The 19,007-nt window shown below is 43.6% G+C and carries 15 protein-coding genes; 9 read left to right on the forward strand and 6 right to left on the reverse strand.

Annotation, left to right across the window (positions count from 1 at the left end; translation table 11 throughout):
* Positions 1–30 precede the first annotated feature (30 nt).
* The 3 genes from QUA04_RS13580 to QUA04_RS13590 all read left to right on the forward strand — a co-directional run bounded on the left by QUA04_RS13580 (position 31) and on the right by QUA04_RS13590 (position 2,001).
* Positions 31–354 carry a helix-turn-helix domain-containing protein gene (locus QUA04_RS13580; protein ID WP_006634885.1) on the forward strand — a complete coding sequence of 108 codons (324 nt, stop codon included), beginning with the start codon at positions 31–33 and terminating at the stop codon, positions 352–354.
* 15 nt (positions 355–369) lie between these two features.
* Complete coding sequence (locus tag QUA04_RS13585) at positions 370–1,059, forward strand: ImmA/IrrE family metallo-endopeptidase (protein WP_333139673.1); 690 nt, start codon at positions 370–372, stop codon at positions 1,057–1,059.
* Positions 1,060–1,146: 87 nt separating this feature from the next.
* The gene (locus QUA04_RS13590) at positions 1,147–2,001 is read left to right on the forward strand and encodes a YheC/YheD family protein (RefSeq protein ID WP_333257868.1); all 855 of its coding nucleotides are present in this window, start codon (positions 1,147–1,149) and stop codon (positions 1,999–2,001) included.
* Between the two features lie 70 nt (positions 2,002–2,071).
* On the opposite strand, the gene QUA04_RS13595 is transcribed toward QUA04_RS13590, so the two are convergent.
* Positions 2,072–3,931: a hypothetical protein gene (locus tag QUA04_RS13595; protein WP_333257869.1), complete on the reverse strand. Its 1,860-nt coding sequence runs from the start codon at positions 3,929–3,931 to the stop codon at positions 2,072–2,074.
* 21 nt (positions 3,932–3,952) lie between these two features.
* Positions 3,953–5,035, reverse strand: a complete 1,083-nt coding sequence (locus tag QUA04_RS13600) for a restriction endonuclease (RefSeq protein WP_333257871.1) — start codon at positions 5,033–5,035, stop codon at positions 3,953–3,955.
* 164 nt (positions 5,036–5,199) lie between these two features.
* Between QUA04_RS13600 and QUA04_RS13605 the strand changes: the two genes are divergently transcribed.
* Together QUA04_RS13605 and QUA04_RS13610 are read left to right on the forward strand one after the other, a co-directional pair.
* Positions 5,200–5,613 carry a hypothetical protein gene (locus QUA04_RS13605; RefSeq protein WP_333257873.1) on the forward strand — a complete coding sequence of 138 codons (414 nt, stop codon included), beginning with the start codon at positions 5,200–5,202 and terminating at the stop codon, positions 5,611–5,613.
* Positions 5,610–5,870 carry a ParE family toxin-like protein gene (locus tag QUA04_RS13610; RefSeq protein ID WP_172190774.1) on the forward strand — a complete coding sequence of 87 codons (261 nt, stop codon included), beginning with the start codon at positions 5,610–5,612 and terminating at the stop codon, positions 5,868–5,870. Before QUA04_RS13605 ends, QUA04_RS13610 begins: the two co-directional genes overlap by 4 nt.
* A gap of 108 nt (positions 5,871–5,978) precedes the next feature.
* Here the strand turns inward: QUA04_RS13610 and argS are convergent, their stop codons facing one another.
* Positions 5,979–7,736: an arginine--tRNA ligase gene (gene argS, locus QUA04_RS13615; RefSeq protein WP_333257875.1), complete on the reverse strand. Its 1,758-nt coding sequence runs from the start codon at positions 7,734–7,736 to the stop codon at positions 5,979–5,981.
* A gap of 349 nt (positions 7,737–8,085) precedes the next feature.
* On the opposite strand from argS, the gene QUA04_RS13620 reads away from it, so the two are divergent.
* From QUA04_RS13620 to QUA04_RS13630, 3 genes are all read left to right on the forward strand, one after another.
* On the forward strand, positions 8,086–8,481 hold the full coding sequence (locus QUA04_RS13620) for a hypothetical protein (RefSeq protein ID WP_333257876.1): 396 nt from the start codon (positions 8,086–8,088) through the stop codon (positions 8,479–8,481).
* An 880-nt stretch (positions 8,482–9,361) separates the two neighbouring features.
* Positions 9,362–10,753 (forward strand): malic enzyme-like NAD(P)-binding protein, encoded by a 1,392-nt coding sequence (locus QUA04_RS13625; protein ID WP_333257878.1) that lies wholly within the window; start codon positions 9,362–9,364, stop codon positions 10,751–10,753.
* Between the two features lie 120 nt (positions 10,754–10,873).
* Complete coding sequence (locus QUA04_RS13630; RefSeq protein WP_333257880.1) at positions 10,874–14,716, forward strand: PAS domain S-box protein; 3,843 nt, start codon at positions 10,874–10,876, stop codon at positions 14,714–14,716.
* A gap of 23 nt (positions 14,717–14,739) precedes the next feature.
* Here the strand turns inward: QUA04_RS13630 and QUA04_RS13635 are convergent, their stop codons facing one another.
* The 3 genes from QUA04_RS13635 to QUA04_RS13645 form a co-directional block, all read right to left on the reverse strand.
* Positions 14,740–15,234: a GNAT family N-acetyltransferase gene (locus QUA04_RS13635; RefSeq protein ID WP_333257881.1), complete on the reverse strand. Its 495-nt coding sequence runs from the start codon at positions 15,232–15,234 to the stop codon at positions 14,740–14,742.
* Positions 15,235–15,324: 90 nt separating this feature from the next.
* Complete coding sequence (locus QUA04_RS13640; RefSeq protein WP_333257883.1) at positions 15,325–15,921, reverse strand: tRNA isopentenyl-2-thiomethyl-A-37 hydroxylase MiaE; 597 nt, start codon at positions 15,919–15,921, stop codon at positions 15,325–15,327.
* 38 nt (positions 15,922–15,959) lie between these two features.
* Positions 15,960–18,140, reverse strand: coding sequence for a tetratricopeptide repeat protein (locus QUA04_RS13645; RefSeq protein WP_333257885.1), 2,181 nt, complete (start codon positions 18,138–18,140; stop codon positions 15,960–15,962).
* A gap of 99 nt (positions 18,141–18,239) precedes the next feature.
* Here QUA04_RS13645 and QUA04_RS13650 point away from each other — a divergent pair, with 99 nt between their 5' ends.
* Positions 18,240–18,905 (forward strand): glycosyl hydrolase 108 family protein, encoded by a 666-nt coding sequence (locus QUA04_RS13650; protein WP_333257886.1) that lies wholly within the window; start codon positions 18,240–18,242, stop codon positions 18,903–18,905.
* Positions 18,906–19,007: the final 102 nt, after the last annotated feature.

Here is a 19,007-nt window from a genome sequence, read left to right on the forward strand (position 1 = left end):
GCTAGAATGCTTGTCAGGAGGCAAAAAACCGTGGAACAAACATTTGGAAGACTGATCCGTCAAGCTCGCAAGGACAAAGCTTACTCACAACGTGAGCTAGCAGCTATGCTAAGTGTGGATTTTACTTATTTGTCGAAGTTGGAGAACGATCGAGCGGATTATGCGCCAAAAGAGGAGGTAATCCGAGCATTAGCGCGAAATCTAGACATAAACGAAGAGGAATTGATTTTCTTGGCGGGGAGGCTGCCGCAGCAGTACGAAGCGCTGCTGAAGCAGAATCCGAAGGAAATGCAGGCTCTTTTCCGCCGGATGCAAGAAAATCCAGATTGGCTCAAACAGTCTTTTGAAGCGTAAGAGAGGCCCCTCATAGTGAGTATTTTTAAGCCGTATTGCTTCTATCCCAAAGAAACGATCGAGCGTTTGGCAAATGACATCTTGATGCAGATGCAGAAAACGCAAAATTTTGCTCCGAGATGGCCTTTTGATGCGACAACGGTTGCTGATTTTCTGGATTTGGGCGTAGTTTGGGAGTGCATTGAGCCGGATGAAGAAGGTGCGATCGCGGCGAGGATTTTGCCGCAGCAGCGGTTAATCGAAATCAACGAACAGATTCTGGAAAAACCGCCGGGTTTCATCGAATCGACGATCGCCCACGAAATCGGACACTGGGTGCTACACGTCAATCAAGACGAAGCAGACGGCACTGTGGAACAGTTGGAATTAAACTTAGGGAATGAAGGAAAAACGGCGTCTGATGTCGAGGAACCGTTTGTTTGTCGGGGCGCGAGTGCGGATAATAAGGTTTTGTCGATCGAATGGCAAGCGCAATATTTTGCAAGCTGTTTGTTGATGCCTCGGTGTATTTTGGAGGAAAAAAGGCAGGGACGCGATTTAACAAAGTGGTCGCATTTATACAAAATGAGGGATGAATTGGGAGTGAGCATTTCCAATTTGACAAACCGCTTGCAAGAATTCGATTGGATTTATATTCCCAAGGGAACGCGCGAGATTTATGCCGGGAAAGATGCGGCAAACGGGCAGCAGCGATTGTTTGGATAGAAGTGCGATCTAATTTGAGGTTTGAGATTTGGAAGCGATTCTCAAATCTCAAATCTTTAAAATTAATTTCTAATTAAGTTACATTTTATGCTAACCAATATTGAAATCCTGCTGGCAGCTTGTGAGAAATTAAATATCCCTTACGAAATCCTGCATCCTTCCCAAAACTTGATTAGACTCAAACAGGGCGGCGAAGAATATTATTTTGTCAATTACATGACGCCATTTAACAGCGCGTCACTAGCAGAGATTTTTAAAGACAAAGAATATACTTATCAATTATTAAACGGCAAAATAAATACTCCCAGAACTCTCGGTTTTGTCTCGCCTCACTGCGAGGAGAAGTATAAAAAGTATTTGACTTTCCCAGATATTGAATCCATAGTTTTAGAAGTAAACAAAAAATTCGCTTTCCCGGTGATTCTCAAAAGAAATCGCGGTGCTGGTGGCAACAATGTTTTTTTGTGTGAAACTAGAGAGCAAATTAAAGAAGCCCTAGAAATTATATTTAACGTCAACAGCAAAGATTATGACTATGTGGCCCTAGCTCAAGAATATATCGAAATTGCCCACGAATATCGGGCTGTATGCTGCAAAGAAAAGCTAGTTTTGCTGTACGAAAAAGACAAATCTCAGGCTGAATTTGCGGGAAATTTAAGCCCGCTGCACTGGGAAGGTGCAAAAGCCAAACATATAATTAACCCCACTCTCATGTCTGAGATTGAAGATTTTGTTAAACCTGTTTTTGCTGATATTGCGATTAATTATGCTGGGCTTGACATCGCGCTAGATAAAAACGGAGCATATTGGTTGATTGAAATTAACTCAAGTCCCAATTACGATATATTTGTGAGAGATAACGATCGCCAAATTGTCGTAACAATGTTTAAAGGCATTCTGGAGAGCTTGGTTGTTAACAAAAAGCCGAACAAAAAGCCGTAAATGCTCGCTTTGAATGTACTCGATCGTATTTAGATGAATGTGGTGTAAGCTGTAGATTAGCTAAAAGGCTTTAAGCGAAATAGGTTTCAGCCAATAACTTAAAATTCACCTTTTTTAATTTAATGTAGCCATCCATGAAAGGATCGCTATCTTGTAACAATTCTGAATCATCAGGTAGGTAGCTAGGGAGCCAAAAGCTACTCCGAATACTCAAATTACTGTAGTGATCCTTTCTCTTCTCTAAAGTCTTTTGAAGCAAGTGCTCATAGACAAACTGTTTACGGATACTTCTACGTTTAATTTCTTCAATTTTGTTGGGATATCGGAAGTATTTAGTGTCTAAGTATTTGATATCGATTATTTCACAAAAACATTCATCTTGATTTAAAAATTGTCGAATAAAATCATTAAACTGTTCTCTCATCCACTCAACATCTTTATCCCGAAAAAGTGAAGCATTGAAAACATCAGATCTGGGACCTTGATAGAAAGGACCAGAAAATATACCCAAAGGTTGAAGAATTTTTTTATTAAATCTATCCCAGTCCATAATCTGTTTTTTTATGGGCAAATAAAAGAAATGATTGAAGTAATACATCTTATGGAGAGATTCTGAATCAAGCGGAAAAGAAATTTCCCAAAATGAGTAGAAATTTTGGGGTAACGGAGTATCAATAATCACAGACCCCCACTTATCAATCTGATACAATTCCTGTAACTTTTTAATAGTATGATGACTCATAGTATCTCGCATACTCGGCATCTGACCAATATAACCAATTCTCGCAATTTTCCCCCAGTCATTAATAATACCATTTATTGTGGTTTTATAGTAATTATCATCCCACTTATCAGCAGACACTTTATAAGTCTTCTCACCCTTAATTTTATGGGTAATCAAAGTTAGTACGAGCGCATCGGGCTTCAGTAAAGAACCATTTATATTGAAAGTCTTTGATAAGTCAATAAGCTTAGCAGATGATTTTGCTCTTTCCACGGTTCTAGAACTTAGATAGCGATCATCTAAGTGCAGAAGCAATGAGGGATCGACTATTTGTACTAGATGAGTCAAACACATCGACTCCCAGACACTATGAAAATTTTTAATTCCCCAAATTTCACCATTTTCTGCTTGATGCCAATTGCCATAAAGAAATAACTTGATTGCTTCGTAATACTGCCAATAATCAGCATCTTTTATGGGTGTGTTATGGTCAATTGTTTCTAAGGCATCCTTGAGTATATCTAAAACCTGCTCATAACTATGTTCATCAAAAAGACTGTCTTGATTTCCGAGATGGTGCTGACGAAATCGCTCAGCTAATGCTGTAATTTCAGCATTTACCCCTTCTCCAAGTTGCTGCTTAATCTCGCAAAAGAGATAGCAATACATCGTGACAATATCAGTAGATTCAAACTGCATTACTCGTCGTGGAAAGAGCATTTCATCGACATAAGCTGCATGATTAGGTAAATACACAGCTTGGTGTAAGTATTTATGAATCTGGCTGACATCAAACTTGTTACTTTTGCCCAATCGATAAGCAAGGGCTAAAATTTTGGGTTCCTCATAAGCCTTCAAAAAGTGAGTAATAATGTCCAGTTTTGAGTAAAATATATTTTCTGAGTCGTCTTCCTCATCTTCGATTTCAGAACCCCGATGACTGTTAATTACACCATCACGATCCTGGGTGCCCAACTCACCAATATCATCTATATAACCTTTCTCAATACAGATTTCTTTAAAAGTGCCGAAAATTTTATATAGTAGGAAAAACAAATCTCGTTTAGCGACAAATGTGTCAAGCTCAGATAGTCGAGCATCAAACCCTTTAGGTAGATAAAAGTACAGTTCGTCATCTTGCTTTTGAATGCCAACAAACGAGTAATTATCGGGGACTATTAACTTTAAGGAATTGAAGTTAATCATAATTGGCCAATCCTAAAACAACTATTTTTTACCCAGCTCACCTACTTTCCTCATAAATTCTGGCATCAAATCTAGAAAGTCTGAATATGCTGTTAATTTTACCGCATTATCTGAATTCGATAAAAACTCCTCTATCGGTCGTTTATCTCTCGCAAATACACTATCCCAAAGATAAAACATTAATTTATCTTTTACTTGCTCAAGATCGACTTGATTGTCTTCTGGTTTTATGAACCACCAACCAATTTGTTTATCTTCAATCCGCCGAATCACCTGATGATTTGATTTAATCAATACATTAATTCCCACAATATACTGTGACCAGGCTCCTTTTTCCTCACCCTCAATTATTAACTTCACATCACGCAATTTTTCTGGAACAGATGTGTCTCTTACTGGAGCCTGAACATATTCCCAGTCCCACCGCCGCTTAAAGGCACTGTCAAGGTAGTAAATTGATTCATCCGAAGTGTTAATTGTCGCGAGAATAGACAAGTTAGGTGGAATATTAATTCGACGTTGCTGTAGAAGGCTACATACTTTGTGGTCATCCGACCATAGCAATACTTCGATCTCTTTGTTTTCAAAAAAATCTTTATACGGTTTTTTACCTGTTCCATCTTTGACATAAATTACTCCATTAGTGTCAATGCTTGGCTCCTGATTCATTGCTTCCAGTAAGCCCACTAACTCCATTTCAGAAATATCGACTTCATAACTCGACCAGCCATCACTTTCCCGATCGAGCAACTGAAATACAGTACCAAAAATAGCGGCAGCATTTCCTCGATTTAATTCATCAATTACGAGCAAGTAATGGTCTTTACTGCCATCAATTAAACCTTGGTATGCCATTCCCAAAATGCGAATAAAATGCCCTGGATAAAATTTATAAATAACTGAGTTGCCTTGGGTGAGGGGCAACAATTTCCCCATAAAATCAGCATAAGTGTACTCTGGATGAAACACTGTCTTGACAGTGTGAGTAGTGTCATCCAATGGAATTCCTAATTTATCTCTAGCAATTTCCCGAATCTGGTAGCTTTTTCCAGTCCCTGGGCTACCAAACAGAATCTTTTGAATCGGCTTAATGTTTTCAGGCATTAGGGCTATCTAGTATTAATTTTAATATCTTACAGCTATAAGTATAACATCCTCTCTGTGGCCAAATCAAAAAATACTTCCATTAGCCTGACATTTGACGCAGGAAGGGGCGATCGCACTTCTTCACACGCTAAAATAAACTTAGTCACAATTCCATGAAAAAAATGACAAAACAACTACTAGAACTAGAGGGAACGTGGGAAGAAATTCTCGCCCAATCAGCCAAATTTGCCGATCGCCGAGTTCGCCTTATTGTTCTGGCGGATGAGGAACCGCTGAAGTCAGCAGAAGACTGTTTTCCTCAAGGATGGCACGAAGCAATGACAGGAGAGACTGTACCGGTTTCTGAACTGTGGGAAGAAATTGATGCAGCGATCGAGATGATGCAGTCTCTCCCAGAAACTTTACAGCAGCAAGTAGCAGAATACTTGAAAGAGTATATCGCAGACTTAAAAGATGAGCTTCAATGGGACGAATCTTTCAAGAAAACGCAACCGCAACTTGTGGCTGCTGCCCAACGCGCAAAACAAGAAATTGCTGAAGGAAAGGCACAGGAAATGAAACTTAATGAGTTATGAAATCTGCCACCCTTCCTTCCTTTTGGGAAAAATACAATTCTCTTGACAGTAGAGTAAAAGAGCAAGCTAGAAAAGCTTATCGTTTCTGGCTGGAAAATCCCTTTCATCGATCTTTGCACTTCAAGTGCATCAACCAGGAAGAAAATATCTGGTCTGCGAGAATCACGCGCGGCTATCGAGCAGTGGGGATTTTACAAGGAGATACCGTGACATGGTTTTGGATTGGAAACCACGATGATTATGAACGTTTTTTCTAGTAATCAGGCCGGGGCGGGTTTTCGAGATGGTTGGTTTCAGGCAATTATTGTTAGCGAACCCGCCCCTACATCGCCTCGAATGTTGCCTGTTTCACAAGAGTTAAAAATTTACATTCTTTCCAATACCTTAATCCCCAACAACTCCAAACCTAACTTCAAAGTCCTCGCGGTCAAATCGCACAAAATTAACCGCGAAGTCCGCAACGGTTCCTCAGATTTCAACACCTGACACTGTTCGTAAAATTGATTATATTTTTGACTCAATTCAAACAAATACTGACAAATCCGATTCGGCAACAAATCACCCTCAACAGCATTTATCACTTCACTAAATTGCAATAAATGCTTGGCTAAAACTAACTCCGCATCCGACTGCAAAATTACTTTCGCACTAGCATCTAAATTCTCGAAATCAATCTCACCTTTGCGGCTAATTCCGTGCACGCGCGCGCAAACATAGAGCATATAAGGTGCTGTATTTCCTTTCAAATCCAGCATCTTATCGTAACTAAAAGTGTAATTGCTCGCCCGGTTTTGACTTAAATCGGCATACTTAACCGCACTCAAACCAATTACTCGACCTACGTTAGCTATAAACTCTTCAGTTTCGTGTCTTTTCTCATCTTCCAATCTCTCTTCCAAATCTTTGGTGGCGCGGAAGATCGCCTCATCTAACAAATCCTGCAACCGCACTGTTTCCCCAGAACGAGTTTTGAGTTTTTTGCCGTCTTCTCCCAATACCAAACCGAAGGGAATGTGGACAATTTCGACATCATCAGGAATCCAACCGGCTTTTCTCGCAACTGCAAATACTTGGGCAAAATGGTTTGCTTGTCCCGAATCGGTGACATAAATTATGCGCTTTGCATTGTCTTTTTGGATGCGGTAGCGCACTGCTGCTAAATCTGTTGTGGCGTAATTGTAGCCGCCGTCGGTTTTCTGCACAATTAGCGGCAGTGGTTCGCCTTCTTTGTTGGTGAAACCGTCTACAAAAACGCATTTCGCGCCGTCACTTTCTACTAGCAAACCTAAGTTGGTTAAATCTTCGACTACTCCGGGCAATAGAGGATTATAAAACGATTCGCCGCGTTCGGTTAATTTGATATCGAGCAAGTCGTAGATTACTTGGAATTCGCGGCGCGATTGATCGCACAGCAATTTCCAAGCGCGGCGGGTGTCTTCGGCGCCTGCTTGCAGTTTTACTACTTCTTGGCGGGCGGTTTCTTTGAAGGTTTCGTCTGTGTCAAAGCGCTGTTTTGCTTGGCGGTAAAATGCGACTAAATCTCCTAAGTCTAGGGCGTCAGCAGTTGTGAGGGCTTCGGGGTGAACTTCGCGCAAGTATGCGATCAGCATTCCGAATTGGGTGCCCCAGTCGCCGATGTGGTTGATTCTGAGTACGTCGTGGCCTTGAAATTCGAGGATGCGGGCGATCGCATCTCCGATGATTGTCGATCGCAAGTGTCCGACGTGCATTTCTTTGGCTATATTCGGACTCGAAAAGTCGATCGCGATTGTCTGAGGCGTTTTCGCCGGTTCAATCCCCAAACGCGAGTCGCCGGCGATCGCACTAATTTGCGCTTCCAAATAAGCCGGTTTCAGCTTCAAATTAATAAAACCGGGCCCGGCGATTTCTGGGGTTTCGCAGATGTCGGTAATATCTAGGTTTTCGATGATTGTCGAGGCGATCGCCCGTGGGGGCTTTCCTAACTTTTTCCCCAAACTCATCGCCGCGTTGCACTGAAAGTCCCCAAAGTTGGGATTGGTGGCGGCGGCTAGCATCGGATCTGCACCTGCATAACTTTCGCCGAATGCAGCGGTGAATGCTTTTTCAAATTTTGCTTTTAACTGTTGGGCGATCGAGTTCATCTTGAATATTTTGATTGGATGTTTATTTTAAACTCTAGATTAAGCAGTTTTTGCCAATAATACTCTTACTACTTAGGTAATTACCCTCTCCCCCTCTCCCTCTCCCCCTCTCCCCCTCTCCCCACCTACTAGGAAATTTTGTACTTAGCTTTGAGCTGCTGATCGGATCAAAATCACTGGCAGTGATAGCACAGAGTACATTTTATCACAGTTGCGATCGCTACACAAATTAAAAAATGTCACATCAAGTCCATGATCTCGATCGCTAGATCATTTTGTTAAATCCCTTACATTAAGGTATGTTAAACTTTTTTCAATGCACCCAAAAATCCTACGAAAGGAAGTAGTTATGTTATCTCAACCTATTTTTGGCGATCGCTCTCTGACCCAAGCCTTTTATCAAGCAGTAATCGATCGCTTCTACAACGGTTTCAGTCTCTCTACCGAAGCACTATTACGAGACTGTACCCTGGGCTTCGCCCCCTGTCCTGATGGAGTCAAAACCTTTTTCATTATCGCGCCGAGTCTCGATGCAGCAGAGCAACTAATGAAAAAAATGGACAGTATTTTGGAGCGAGTTGCCGAACTCATGGCTGGAGTCGGACAAGTTGCCCTGTGCATAGTTCCCCCCGGCAGCGAAGCAGAGCAACTGGTAGATATGCAAGACTTAGAAAAAGTTCCCCCAGATTGTCTGGCTTGCAAATTCTTTACAATTATATGGGCCGATGCTGCGGCCGATCGGTAAAATTGACAGTTAGCAACCAGCAACTCAACACGGTTCGGCTGAACCTGTGCCCGTGGTGGCGCGGGATAGATTGTCTGTTAGTTACAGTCCCTGGAATTATCGGGCAAAGCGTGTAGGTAATTCGATCGTTCGCAAGGTTGCACTCGCAATCCTTGGCAACTGTTAAACAAGCAGACAAAATATATATCAAAGGCCCGCTTGTCAGTCGCTCAGATTTTTACCTGCCGGCTCAAACAGCCGTGCATCTACTTTTTACATTCCCAATAAAGGCCACCAAAAAGCCGCATCAACTCTCCTGGGTGTCTCGTTTCAAAAGACAGCAGCAGAAATTAGGCGGTATCGCTGGAAAATAGATTTTTGCGAAATATCTGCTAATGTTCACAATAAGCAGAAATATTCTCAAAAATAGATAATAGTTCCGCAGCTTGACCGAAAGCATCCAGGATACAAGCCCCCGGATTCATCCGTCCAGAAATAAAAAACCTGTATCCGATGAAACTTGCCCCCCCAATTAATCCGTGGGGTCATTGCTTCTATTCTAAAATCTAAAATCTAAAATCTAAAATCTAAAATCTAAAATCGCGCAATCGATTGACCTCAGAAACCTGGTTTCTACCCCCGCGCTTCATATTCGCGGTTCGCTGGGAAATTGACAGAAAATAGGCTGTTTGTGGGAGAGTCACCAGCTAGAAACAGAGCAAAGCTTTACTCAAAAAAAGATCACTTTTCCAGCCACACCCCTGGCAGTGCAGAGTGAGCGTACCACAGGCTCATAGAATTTGTTAAAATTTTCAGTTAAAAATTTGAATTATTAAATTTTATGCCTAACATTGGCGATAAAATCTAAGATTGAAATTCTCAAATCTGAAATCAAGGCATCATGGTAAAACTGACACCAAATCCCAGCTTTAGTTTAACAATTCGGGTTGCTCTGCCGAACCAGCCGGGAATGCTGGCAAGAGTCACCAGCGCGATCGCATCTGTCGGCGGCAACTTCGGCCAAATCGACTTGATCGAGCAAACCCGCGCTACTACCGTTCGCGATATCACCGTCGATGCCTCCAGCATCGAGCACAATGAAGAAATAGTGCAAGCAGTGAAAGGACTGCCAGATATCAGAGTGATCGACGTGTACGATCGCACTTTCAACTTGCACCGCGGCGGAAAAATCAGCGTAGTTAGCAAAATTTCCCTCAAACGCCAGTCAGATTTGGCAATGGCATACACCCCTGGAGTCGGCCGCATCTGCACGGCGATCGCCAATGACCCGCAACAAGTTTATAACCTCACAATTAAACAAAATACTGTTGCCATTGTTACCGACGGTAGCGCAGTTTTGGGATTGGGAAACCTCGGCCCTGCCGCCGCACTGCCAGTCATGGAAGGCAAAGCCATGCTATTTAAAGAATTTGCAGGTATTGACGCCTTTCCTATCTGTTTGAACACCCAAGATACCGACGAAATTATTCGCACAGTGCAGAATATCGCCCCGGTTTTTGGCGGCGTTAACCTCGAAGATATTTCTTCTCCCCGCTGCTTTGAAATCGAAGCAAGATTGCGGGAAACCTTAGATATTCCGATTTTTCACGACGACCAGCACGGCACTGCGATTGTCAGTTTGGCCGCATTAATTAATGCCTTGAAAATAGTCAAAAAAACCATCGCAGAAGTGTGTATCGTGATTAACGGAGCCGGTGCCGCCGGAGTCGCGATCGCCCGGTTGCTGCGTAAAGCAGGTGCACAAAACATCATCATGTGCGACTCCAAAGGCGTCCTCTCCGAAGACCGCACGGATATGAACCCAGAAAAACTAGAATTTGCCGTGCCTTCGAGCGGTACTCTGGAAGATGCGATCGCCGGTGCCGATGTATTTTTAGGAGTCAGCGCCCCCGGCGTAGTCACCCGCTCGATGGTGCGTTCGATGGCCGAGAATCCCATTGTTTTTGCAATGGCAAATCCCATTCCCGAAATTCAGCCAGAATTAATTATGGAAGATGCGGCGATCATAGCAACCGGACGCAGCGACTACCCGAATCAAATTAACAATGTTTTGGCATTTCCGGGGATATTTCGAGGTGCTTTGGACTGCAAAGCAACCACGATTACGCCCACTATGTATTTAGAGGCAGCTTATGCAATCGCCTCTTTAGTCAGTCCTTCCCAGCTTGACAAAGAGCACATTATACCGTCTGTTTTTGACGAAAGAGTTGCCATTGCTGTCGCCGGTGCAGTGCAGTTGGCCGCCCGATCCGAAGGTATCGCCCGCGATTAATTGACGGAAGAAGGAAGTCTTCCTTCTTCCTTCTTCTGTCTTCCTTAATCAAGGATGAAACTCACAACAATAAACAAGATAAAAAGATATAATTAAATCACCCAAGTCCCGCTAGGTCAGATGCACAGCCAGTTAGGAAAAGCCAAGCGCGCTCGCTGCAACCGCCCATTGTTAGAACTGTGCCCGATCGGGCTGGCATTGTGCCGGACGGACGGGACTTTTATCGACGTAAATCCAGCTTTTGCAAGTATTATCGGCCGCACAGTTGCAGAAACTCTTCACCTCAACTACTGGGAAATTCAGCAAACGCAGTGCGCTGGCAGAAAAAAATATCTAGAAAGTCAAGCAAAAAATAGCTGCATGGGCCCGTGCGAAGCAGCATACAAACATAAAAACAACCATCTCGTACCCGTGCGAGTTTCCGAGCGAGCTATTGAAACAGAGGGAGAGTGCGCGATTTGGCTGAGCGCTGAAGAAATTTTTAGTCCTGGGCCTGAAAATAGCGCTCCCCTGGAATCAGCGCCGCCGCACAGCAATTCACATCTAGAAAAATTGCTGGCCAAGCAGACCGCCGAACTGGAAAAAACTCAGAAGCTACTCGAAGAAAAAATCGCTGAACTGGAACAGACTCAAGAAAAATTGCGTTTCCAAAGTCAAATTATCGACCAAATTCACGAAGCGGTGATTTCTACAGATATGGACGGCTCGATCACCATTTGGAATCAAGCCTGTCAAAATTTATACGGCTATCAAGCAACTGAGGCTATCGGACAGCACATTTCTTTAATTTACCCGCCGGAACAGCACGAATTTTTATTAGATCAAGTCATAAAACCCCTACAAGAAAAAGGCGAGCATGAAATTGAAGTTATCACACGCCGTAAATCAGGAGAAAAATTTTCCTCGCACCTGATGCTCTCGCTATTGAAAGACAAAATGGGAGAAGTTGTGGGGATGATGGGTTCTTTAACAGATCTCAGCGTTTGCAAAGCTTTAGAACAAGAATTAATAGAGAGGCAATCACTATTTGATGCCTTTTTGAACGAGGCACCGGCGGGACTTTGCATTTTGGACTCGCAATTGCGGTACCTGCAAATTAATCAATTTTTAGCAGAAATAAATTGCCTGAGTCCAGCAGATCATATCGGCAAAACTGTACGCGAAATATGGCCAAATATCGCTCCAATAATAGAGCCTTTGTACGAACAAATTTTGAGAACGAAACAACCCCTAATTAACATCGAGATGAGTGGTGACAATCCAAGAAAGCCGGGGTTGGTTCGACACTTGACAGGCTCTTATTTTCCCCTGCTCGACAAAGATGGGGAGGCTCTCGGCATCGGTGCAGTCGTAGTTGACATTAGCGATCGCAAACAAGCAGAAGCAGCACTGCAAAAAAGCGAACAGCTTTACCGCACTATGGCAAGCAACTTTCCTAACGGCGCGGTGATGCTGTTCGATCGAGAAATGCGCTACACGCTGGTAGAAGGTACAGAATTAGCGGCAGTGGGGCTTTCCAAAGAGTTGATGGAAGGCAAGACAATCTCGGAAGTATTCGAGCCAGATTTTTGCGCTGCTGTCGAGCCAAATTATCGGGCGGCACTGGCAGGAGAAACAGTTGTTACAGAATTTATTTACAGCGATCGCGTTTACCTAGGTTATGCTTTGCCAGTCAGAAACGAACGGGAAGAAATCATCGGCGGATTGCTAATGACTCAAAACATTACTGCTCGCCAATTAGCAGAAGAAGCGCTCAGAGAAAGTGAGGAAAAATACAGGTGTATTGTCGAGACAGCAGACGAAGGGATTTGGATGATAGATACGGACGGTAAAACTACTTTTGTCAACCGAAAAATGGCCGATATGCTTGGCTGCACTCCCGAAGAAATGATCGGACAGCCCCTATTTGGTTTCATGGATGCAGAAGGCATCGCACTCGCACAAGCCAATCTCAACCGCCGCAATCAAGGAATTCGCGAACAGCACGATTTTAAGTTCCTTCGCCGAGACGGCAGCGACTTCTGGGCGATACTTTCTACTAATCCCTTGTCAGACAAACAGGGACGCTATGTGGGCGCTTTGGCAATGGTTGCCGACATTACCGATCGTAAGAAAACAGAAGCCGCATTGCAGCAGTCGGAAGCCAAATTTCGATCGCTCTACGAATTAACCAGTTTGCCTGTTTTTATGTTATGTGACAATCACATCTGCGATGCCAACACAGCCACCCTAAAACTATTTGGCTGCACTACCGCGCAACAGTTGTACGGCCAAAACCCAGGCAAACTGTCGCCTCCTTTCCAACCCAACGGCAGAGATTCTTTGAACTTGGCTGAGGAAATGATCGCGATCGCCTTTGAGCGGGGAAAGCACCGTTTTGATTGGGTTCATCAGCGCTTAGACGGTACTGATTTTCCCGCAGAAGTGGTGCTGACAGTCATTGAGGTGGGAAATGAAAAAATTATCCAAGCAGTTATCCAAGATTTAACCGATCGCAAACTTGCAGAAGAAACTTTAGTGCGATCGGAACAAGCGCTCAGACAGCAAGCTCAGCGAGAATTACTGCTCAATCAAATTGCCAACCAAATCCGCAATTCTTTAGATTTAGATACAATTGTAGAAACCGCCGTTCAAGAAATTCGCAATTTGATGCACCTAGATTGGTGCATTTTCACTTGGTATCGCCCCAACAGCAATCCTCCGGTTTGGGACGTAACTTTTGAAGCCAAGAATGCAGATTTGCCGAGTATTCTCGGCACTTATCCTATAGACGACAAATCTTGTTTTGCTGTGAGACAGATTTTGCGACGAGAAATTCTACGAATTGATGATGTCAGCACTTTTGAAGATGTAGAATTGCGCGAAGTTTTCCAGGCTTCAAATTTTAACTCAGTGCTGTCGCTGCCAATTCATACTGCTTCCGGCGATATTGGGGTGATTACCTGCTATCAGGCTATGTCCATGCGAAATTGGAGCGACTCGGAAGTCGAACTGATGCAAGCGGTGGTTGCTCAAATTGCGATCGCGATCGACCACGCCGAACTCTACACCCAAACCCGCACAGCGGCCCGATTAGCTCAAGCTCAAACTCAACAGCTAGAACAAACTTTACACGAACTCCAACGCACCCAAACTCAATTAATTCAAAGTGAAAAAATGTCGAGTTTGGGTCAGTTAGTAGCAGGTGTCGCCCACGAAATTAACAACCCGGTTAATTTTATCTACGGTAATCTCAGCTACACCAGCGAATACACTCAAAACTTGCTAAAAATGCTGCGACTTTACCAGAAAGAATACCCGCAGCCTAGCGCAAGAATTGTAGATGCAAGGGAAGACTTTGAAATTGATTATCTTATTGAAGATTTACCTAAAATTTTAGCATCTATGAAAGTCGGAGCCAATCGCATCCGCGACATAGTTTTGAGTCTGCGGACTTTTTCAAGACTTGACGAAGCCGAAAAGAAACAAGTTGACATTCACGAAGGCATTGAAAGCACGCTGCTGATTTTGCAAAACCGCCTGAAACATAAAACCGATCACCCAACAATTAATGTGATTAAAGAATACGGTAATTTGCCTTTAGTTGAATGTTATCCCGGTCAGTTAAATCAAGTATTTATGAATTTGTTGAGCAATGCGCTAGACGCATTGGAAATGGAGATGAAGAAATCCGATCGCGCCGCCAAAAATCTCGCAATTACGATTCGCACCCAAGTAACCGACAATAACAGCGTTGCCATATGGATAGCTGACAGCGGCCCCGGGATGAGCGAAGATGTGCAAAAGCGCTTGTTTGACCCGTTTTTCACTACTAAACCCATTGGCAAAGGAACTGGCTTAGGATTGGCGATTTCGCACTCTATTATAGTAGAAAAACACGGCGGCAAACTTTCTTGCAATTCTGTATTGGGAGAAGGTTCCGAATTTGCGATCGAGATTCCTCTGCGGCAAAAAATAAATTAAACTTAGCGTGTAATTTTGAGTAATTATATTTTTTTTATACCTAGAGACTTTACGTAAACCCGATCGCACCTGGGCGTCTCCACACCCGTTGTCGGTAGATATCCGCTATTTTCGTACATTTTCACAGCTTCTTTGAGAATGCTCGCAGTTTCTATCCAAATTTCCTCAAAGCCGCGAGCGATAATTTTACTTTCCAATTCTTGCAGTAAAAATTTCCCCAAACCTTGTCCTCTTGCTGCTGGCAAAATATACATTTTACGAATTTCCACAGCATTATTTCCGCGCTCAATTGGATAGTAAGCGGCTGTACCCACTATTTTATCCTGCCGTTCAACTACCCAAAATTCACCGCCTTGATTATGATAATGTAGTTCTACATCATAGACATCTCGATCAGCCCCGTGAGGTTCGCATTTTAAACCGTACTCTGCTAAAACATCCCTAATTAAATAGAACGCCTCAGCGCGATCGCGCGTTTCCCAGGAACGAATTAAAAAATCCAGATGTTGGGTTTTCATTGGTGGTTGCAACGTATATTTATTTTTGACTTGAGCAACTGTAAAATTAGTTGTTTTTTGTATTTTACAGTATTTAAATGCACCTAGATTTTAACTGTGAATTCTCGGTTCAGGATGAACAATTGCCAGTAACTCGCTCTCAACTAAGGATAATTCCTCCAACCTCTGCATCACAATATCCCGATCGAAATAAGTTGTTGCCAAAATCCAATATACACCGTAATGGCGCGCCTCCGAAGCCATCAAACTGCGGTAAAACTTAGCTAATTCCGCGTCGGGACAGCGATCGCCCAGCAGCCCCAACCGTTCGTGACTGCGCGCTTCTATCAAACCAGAAACCAACAAAGAATCCAAAAGTCTCTCCGGTTCCTGCTTGCGAATTTGGGCGGACAAACCGGCACCGTAGGGAGGTGCGGCCAAAGGACCTAAAGCGATGTTGCGCTGTTCTAACCGTTGGTTGACTTGCTCGAAATGCTCTAATTCTTCGCGGGCGATCGCCGTTAGCATCCTCACCAATTTTTCCCGGGCTGGGTAGCGAAACATTAAATTTAACGCTACTCCCGCCGCTTTCCGCTCGCAGTGAGAATGGTCTAATAAGATTGTATCCAAATGGGCGATCGCCTGTTCTATCCAAGCTTCCGAAGTCGGCTGTTTTAAAAACTTAATAGTTGGTAGTGTTGAACTCATTAGTCATCAGTTATCAGTCATTAGTAATTAGTCAGCATTTATCCTATTTTACATAATTTTTCAAACACCGCATACATATCACCAGCATATTTTTTCGGATTCCAAAGCGGCGACAAATTGGCGGGATATTTAGATTTCACCAACTCTGCTTTAATTGCATTTCTCAATTCACGTTCTTTACCCAATTTTACACCCACTTCCACATATTCCGACCAAGATAAAGCCACACCAGTTTCAATTCCCAAAGTCTGCAAAAACGAATAACCCATTCTCGATAAAAATTGCTCTCCTGTGCGAGTCACCACTGGCAAATTAAACCACAACGCTTCTAAAGTGTGAGTTCCTCCGTTGTAAGGATAAGAATCTAACAACACATCGGCCAGCAAATAGATAGTTCTGTGTTCTTCCTCAGTAGCAAACCTTGGCAAAAACTTAATTCGGTGCTTGCTCACTTTCTCAGCTTCGCAAGCTTGGTGATATGCAGCCTCAAACACTGCCGCATCGCCTAAAGCTTTGTGAATTAAAATACTGTTGGGCACTTGCTTGAGAATCGCAATTTGTGATTTTACCAACTCGTGATTGAATTTTCGACCGGGAGCGACGCACAGGTAAACTATCTGATCCAAACCGATCCGATTCGACCTTCTCAATGCAACTGGATCAACTCCATACCTCTGAAAACCAGACACCGCTACAAAGGAATCAGGCATCCTAATTAGCTGCTCGTCATAATATTTTTCCCGCCCTGCCGGGTGCGAGTGCCAATCTGTAAGAAAGTAATTTTCGGGCGATATGTAAGGGGCGTCAAATCCCAGCCAAGAAACACAAACTGGTGCGGGTTTTTGGTAGAGAATGTCAGCATGAACTGGTACGCTGAGAGAATCTAAATCAACTAAAACATCCAATTCATCTTGCTGAATTTGGTCGATTATTTCTGCGGAATTGGCAAGTCCGTTCGGGTAGGTTGTCGGAAAAGTCAGTTTGCCCAAACTTTCAAATTGCTGAGTGCGATCGTCAGGAATAATTCTTTCGGAAGCGTACAAATAAACATTCGGTGTGATGTCGGACAATTCGCGAATGATGTCAGCGCTGCACCAACCTACAGAATGGCGACTAAAGTGATTGGACAAAAAGCCGATTTTTAACTTGCTGGATGGGGCAGTTGGTTTGAAACTGTAATTTGCGGGTTGAGAAAAATTAGGTTTAATACATTGGTCGATATACTTTTGGGCAATTAATCTGTAAAGTTTTGAGTTAGCAGCCAAGTCATCTCGCAAATAGGGCGTGCTGAATAACAAATTTGCATAAAGCGATTTAATTTCCACCGGGCTAGCGGTTTCTAAGTTGTGCTGCAAGTACGACTCTAGCTCTAAAAATCGATCGCCCGCAATTTGATTTAATCCCGACACTTGATATGTGCTGATGAAATAAATCGCGGTCATAATTGGATCAGTTTCGGCACACATTTGGCTGTATTGGTGCACGGCTTGCCGCGCTGCAGCTAAATTGCTAGTATCTCTGAGGATGCCGCACAAATGTTGGTGGGCAGAAATAAAATCCGGTTTAATTTCTAGGGCTTTTTGAAGGTTGGGTATTGCGTCTTTAAATTGACCCTGGTGGCGCAAAACTCGGCCAATTTGACAGTATGCTTCTGCTAAATCGGGTTTGAATGCGATCGCCTGCTGCCATGCAGCCACCGCCTCATCTAACTTCCCTTGCCGCGCTAATTTATCTCCTAAATTTAAGTGAAAATCTACCTGAGCAAGGTGGGGATTGAGTTCGAGAGCTTTTTGCTCGTATGCTACCGCTGCATCCTGCTGCCCCTGCTGCTTCAGTGCCCCTGCCAAATTCCAGTAAGCAGCAGCCAAATTTGGTTTAAGTTCGATCGCCTTTTCGTAATTGACAACCGCCTCCACCAAATGCCCTTGTTTGTAGAGCATACTGCCCAAATTAGCATAAGCCTCAGCAAAATCGGGATTCAGAGCGATCGCCTCGGAATAAAACCGCATCGCTTCCTCAATTTGACCGCTTGCTTGCTGCACATTGCCCATTGTCACGTAAGCCGCCGCCCAATCCGGTTGCAATTCCAGAGCTCGGCGACAAGCAGCGACGGCTGCTGGTAAATTGCCTTGAGAGTAATAGGTTTCTGCAGCGACTGTCAGGGATGCTGCATCTTCTAATTCGGGTGTTTCGGATTGGTTGCGAAAATCGGAATTCATTTTGCGGCCTATCTGTGCTATCAAGTTAAAGGTTGAATCTATATTATTTTGCAGAGTAGCAGTTTTAGCGGAACTACGGGCGATCGTCACAGAGAATTTATGAGCGACAAGCAAGCGACACAGCGCCAACATAACATCAAGTGGAAACCAAACCTCCTGCTGGGGATACTCTTGTTAACCTTAGCAATCCCCTTACCCTTTGCCCAAAAGACTTTCGCACAACAGCAGCAGACAGCCAGCTTTACGCAGAAATTATTTCAAACTGCTCTTTATTTCACCCTATATTTTGAGGGCGGATTCAGCAATCACCCTGCCGATAAGGGCGGCAGAACTTATCGGGGCGTCTTGCAAACGGAATACAACGCCTACCGTTACAGTCGTGGGCTTCCGCCCCTAGACGTGACGCAGATGTCGGAAGCCGAGCTCCTAGAAATTTATAAATATTACTGGGATTCGAGCCTCTCCGGCACCATGCAGCCGACTTTGGCGATCGTCATGTTTGACACCGCCGTTAATTTCGGTATTAATAACTCAATTACCTTTCTTCAGCAAGCATTAGGATTGCCGCAAACAGGAGTTTTTGACCCGCGCACCAAGGAAGCGCTGAAAGGCGCAAATAATAGAAATACCGCGCTGCAAATGATTAACGAACGAATTATTTACCGCTACAAACGGGTGCAAGAAGATCCAACTCAGATGGCTTTTTTCCGGGGTTGGCTGAGTCGCGATTACAGTTTGTGGGGCTATGTGAATAAGATTAAGTAGTTGACTGTTGACTGTTGACTGTTGATTGTTATTTCTTATTCTATATTTGTGGAACAGACATCTTGGCTGTGTTCTATAAATAGCGTTGCTGATTTACGGTAT

It is taken from the genome of Microcoleus sp. S13_C5 (assembly GCF_036700845.1).
GTDB lineage: Bacteria > Cyanobacteriota > Cyanobacteriia > Cyanobacteriales > Microcoleaceae > Microcoleus.

Coding starts and splice junctions, on each gene's coding strand:
- QUA04_RS13595 (WP_333257869.1), bottom strand. CDS start 3,931: ATGATTAACTTCAATTCCTTAAAGTTAATAGTCCCCGATAATTACTCG.
- QUA04_RS13625 (WP_333257878.1), top strand. CDS start 9,362: ATGGTAAAACTGACACCAAATCCCAGCTTTAGTTTAACAATTCGGGTT.
- QUA04_RS13640 (WP_333257883.1), bottom strand. CDS start 15,921: ATGAGTTCAACACTACCAACTATTAAGTTTTTAAAACAGCCGACTTCG.
- QUA04_RS13605 (WP_333257873.1), top strand. CDS start 5,200: ATGACAAAACAACTACTAGAACTAGAGGGAACGTGGGAAGAAATTCTC.
- argS (WP_333257875.1), bottom strand. CDS start 7,736: ATGAACTCGATCGCCCAACAGTTAAAAGCAAAATTTGAAAAAGCATTC.
- QUA04_RS13650 (WP_333257886.1), top strand. CDS start 18,240: ATGAGCGACAAGCAAGCGACACAGCGCCAACATAACATCAAGTGGAAA.
- QUA04_RS13645 (WP_333257885.1), bottom strand. CDS start 18,140: ATGAATTCCGATTTTCGCAACCAATCCGAAACACCCGAATTAGAAGAT.
- QUA04_RS13635 (WP_333257881.1), bottom strand. CDS start 15,234: ATGAAAACCCAACATCTGGATTTTTTAATTCGTTCCTGGGAAACGCGC.
- QUA04_RS13600 (WP_333257871.1), bottom strand. CDS start 5,035: ATGCCTGAAAACATTAAGCCGATTCAAAAGATTCTGTTTGGTAGCCCA.
- QUA04_RS13590 (WP_333257868.1), top strand. CDS start 1,147: ATGCTAACCAATATTGAAATCCTGCTGGCAGCTTGTGAGAAATTAAAT.
- QUA04_RS13610 (WP_172190774.1), top strand. CDS start 5,610: ATGAAATCTGCCACCCTTCCTTCCTTTTGGGAAAAATACAATTCTCTT.
- QUA04_RS13620 (WP_333257876.1), top strand. CDS start 8,086: ATGTTATCTCAACCTATTTTTGGCGATCGCTCTCTGACCCAAGCCTTT.
- QUA04_RS13630 (WP_333257880.1), top strand. CDS start 10,874: ATGCACAGCCAGTTAGGAAAAGCCAAGCGCGCTCGCTGCAACCGCCCA.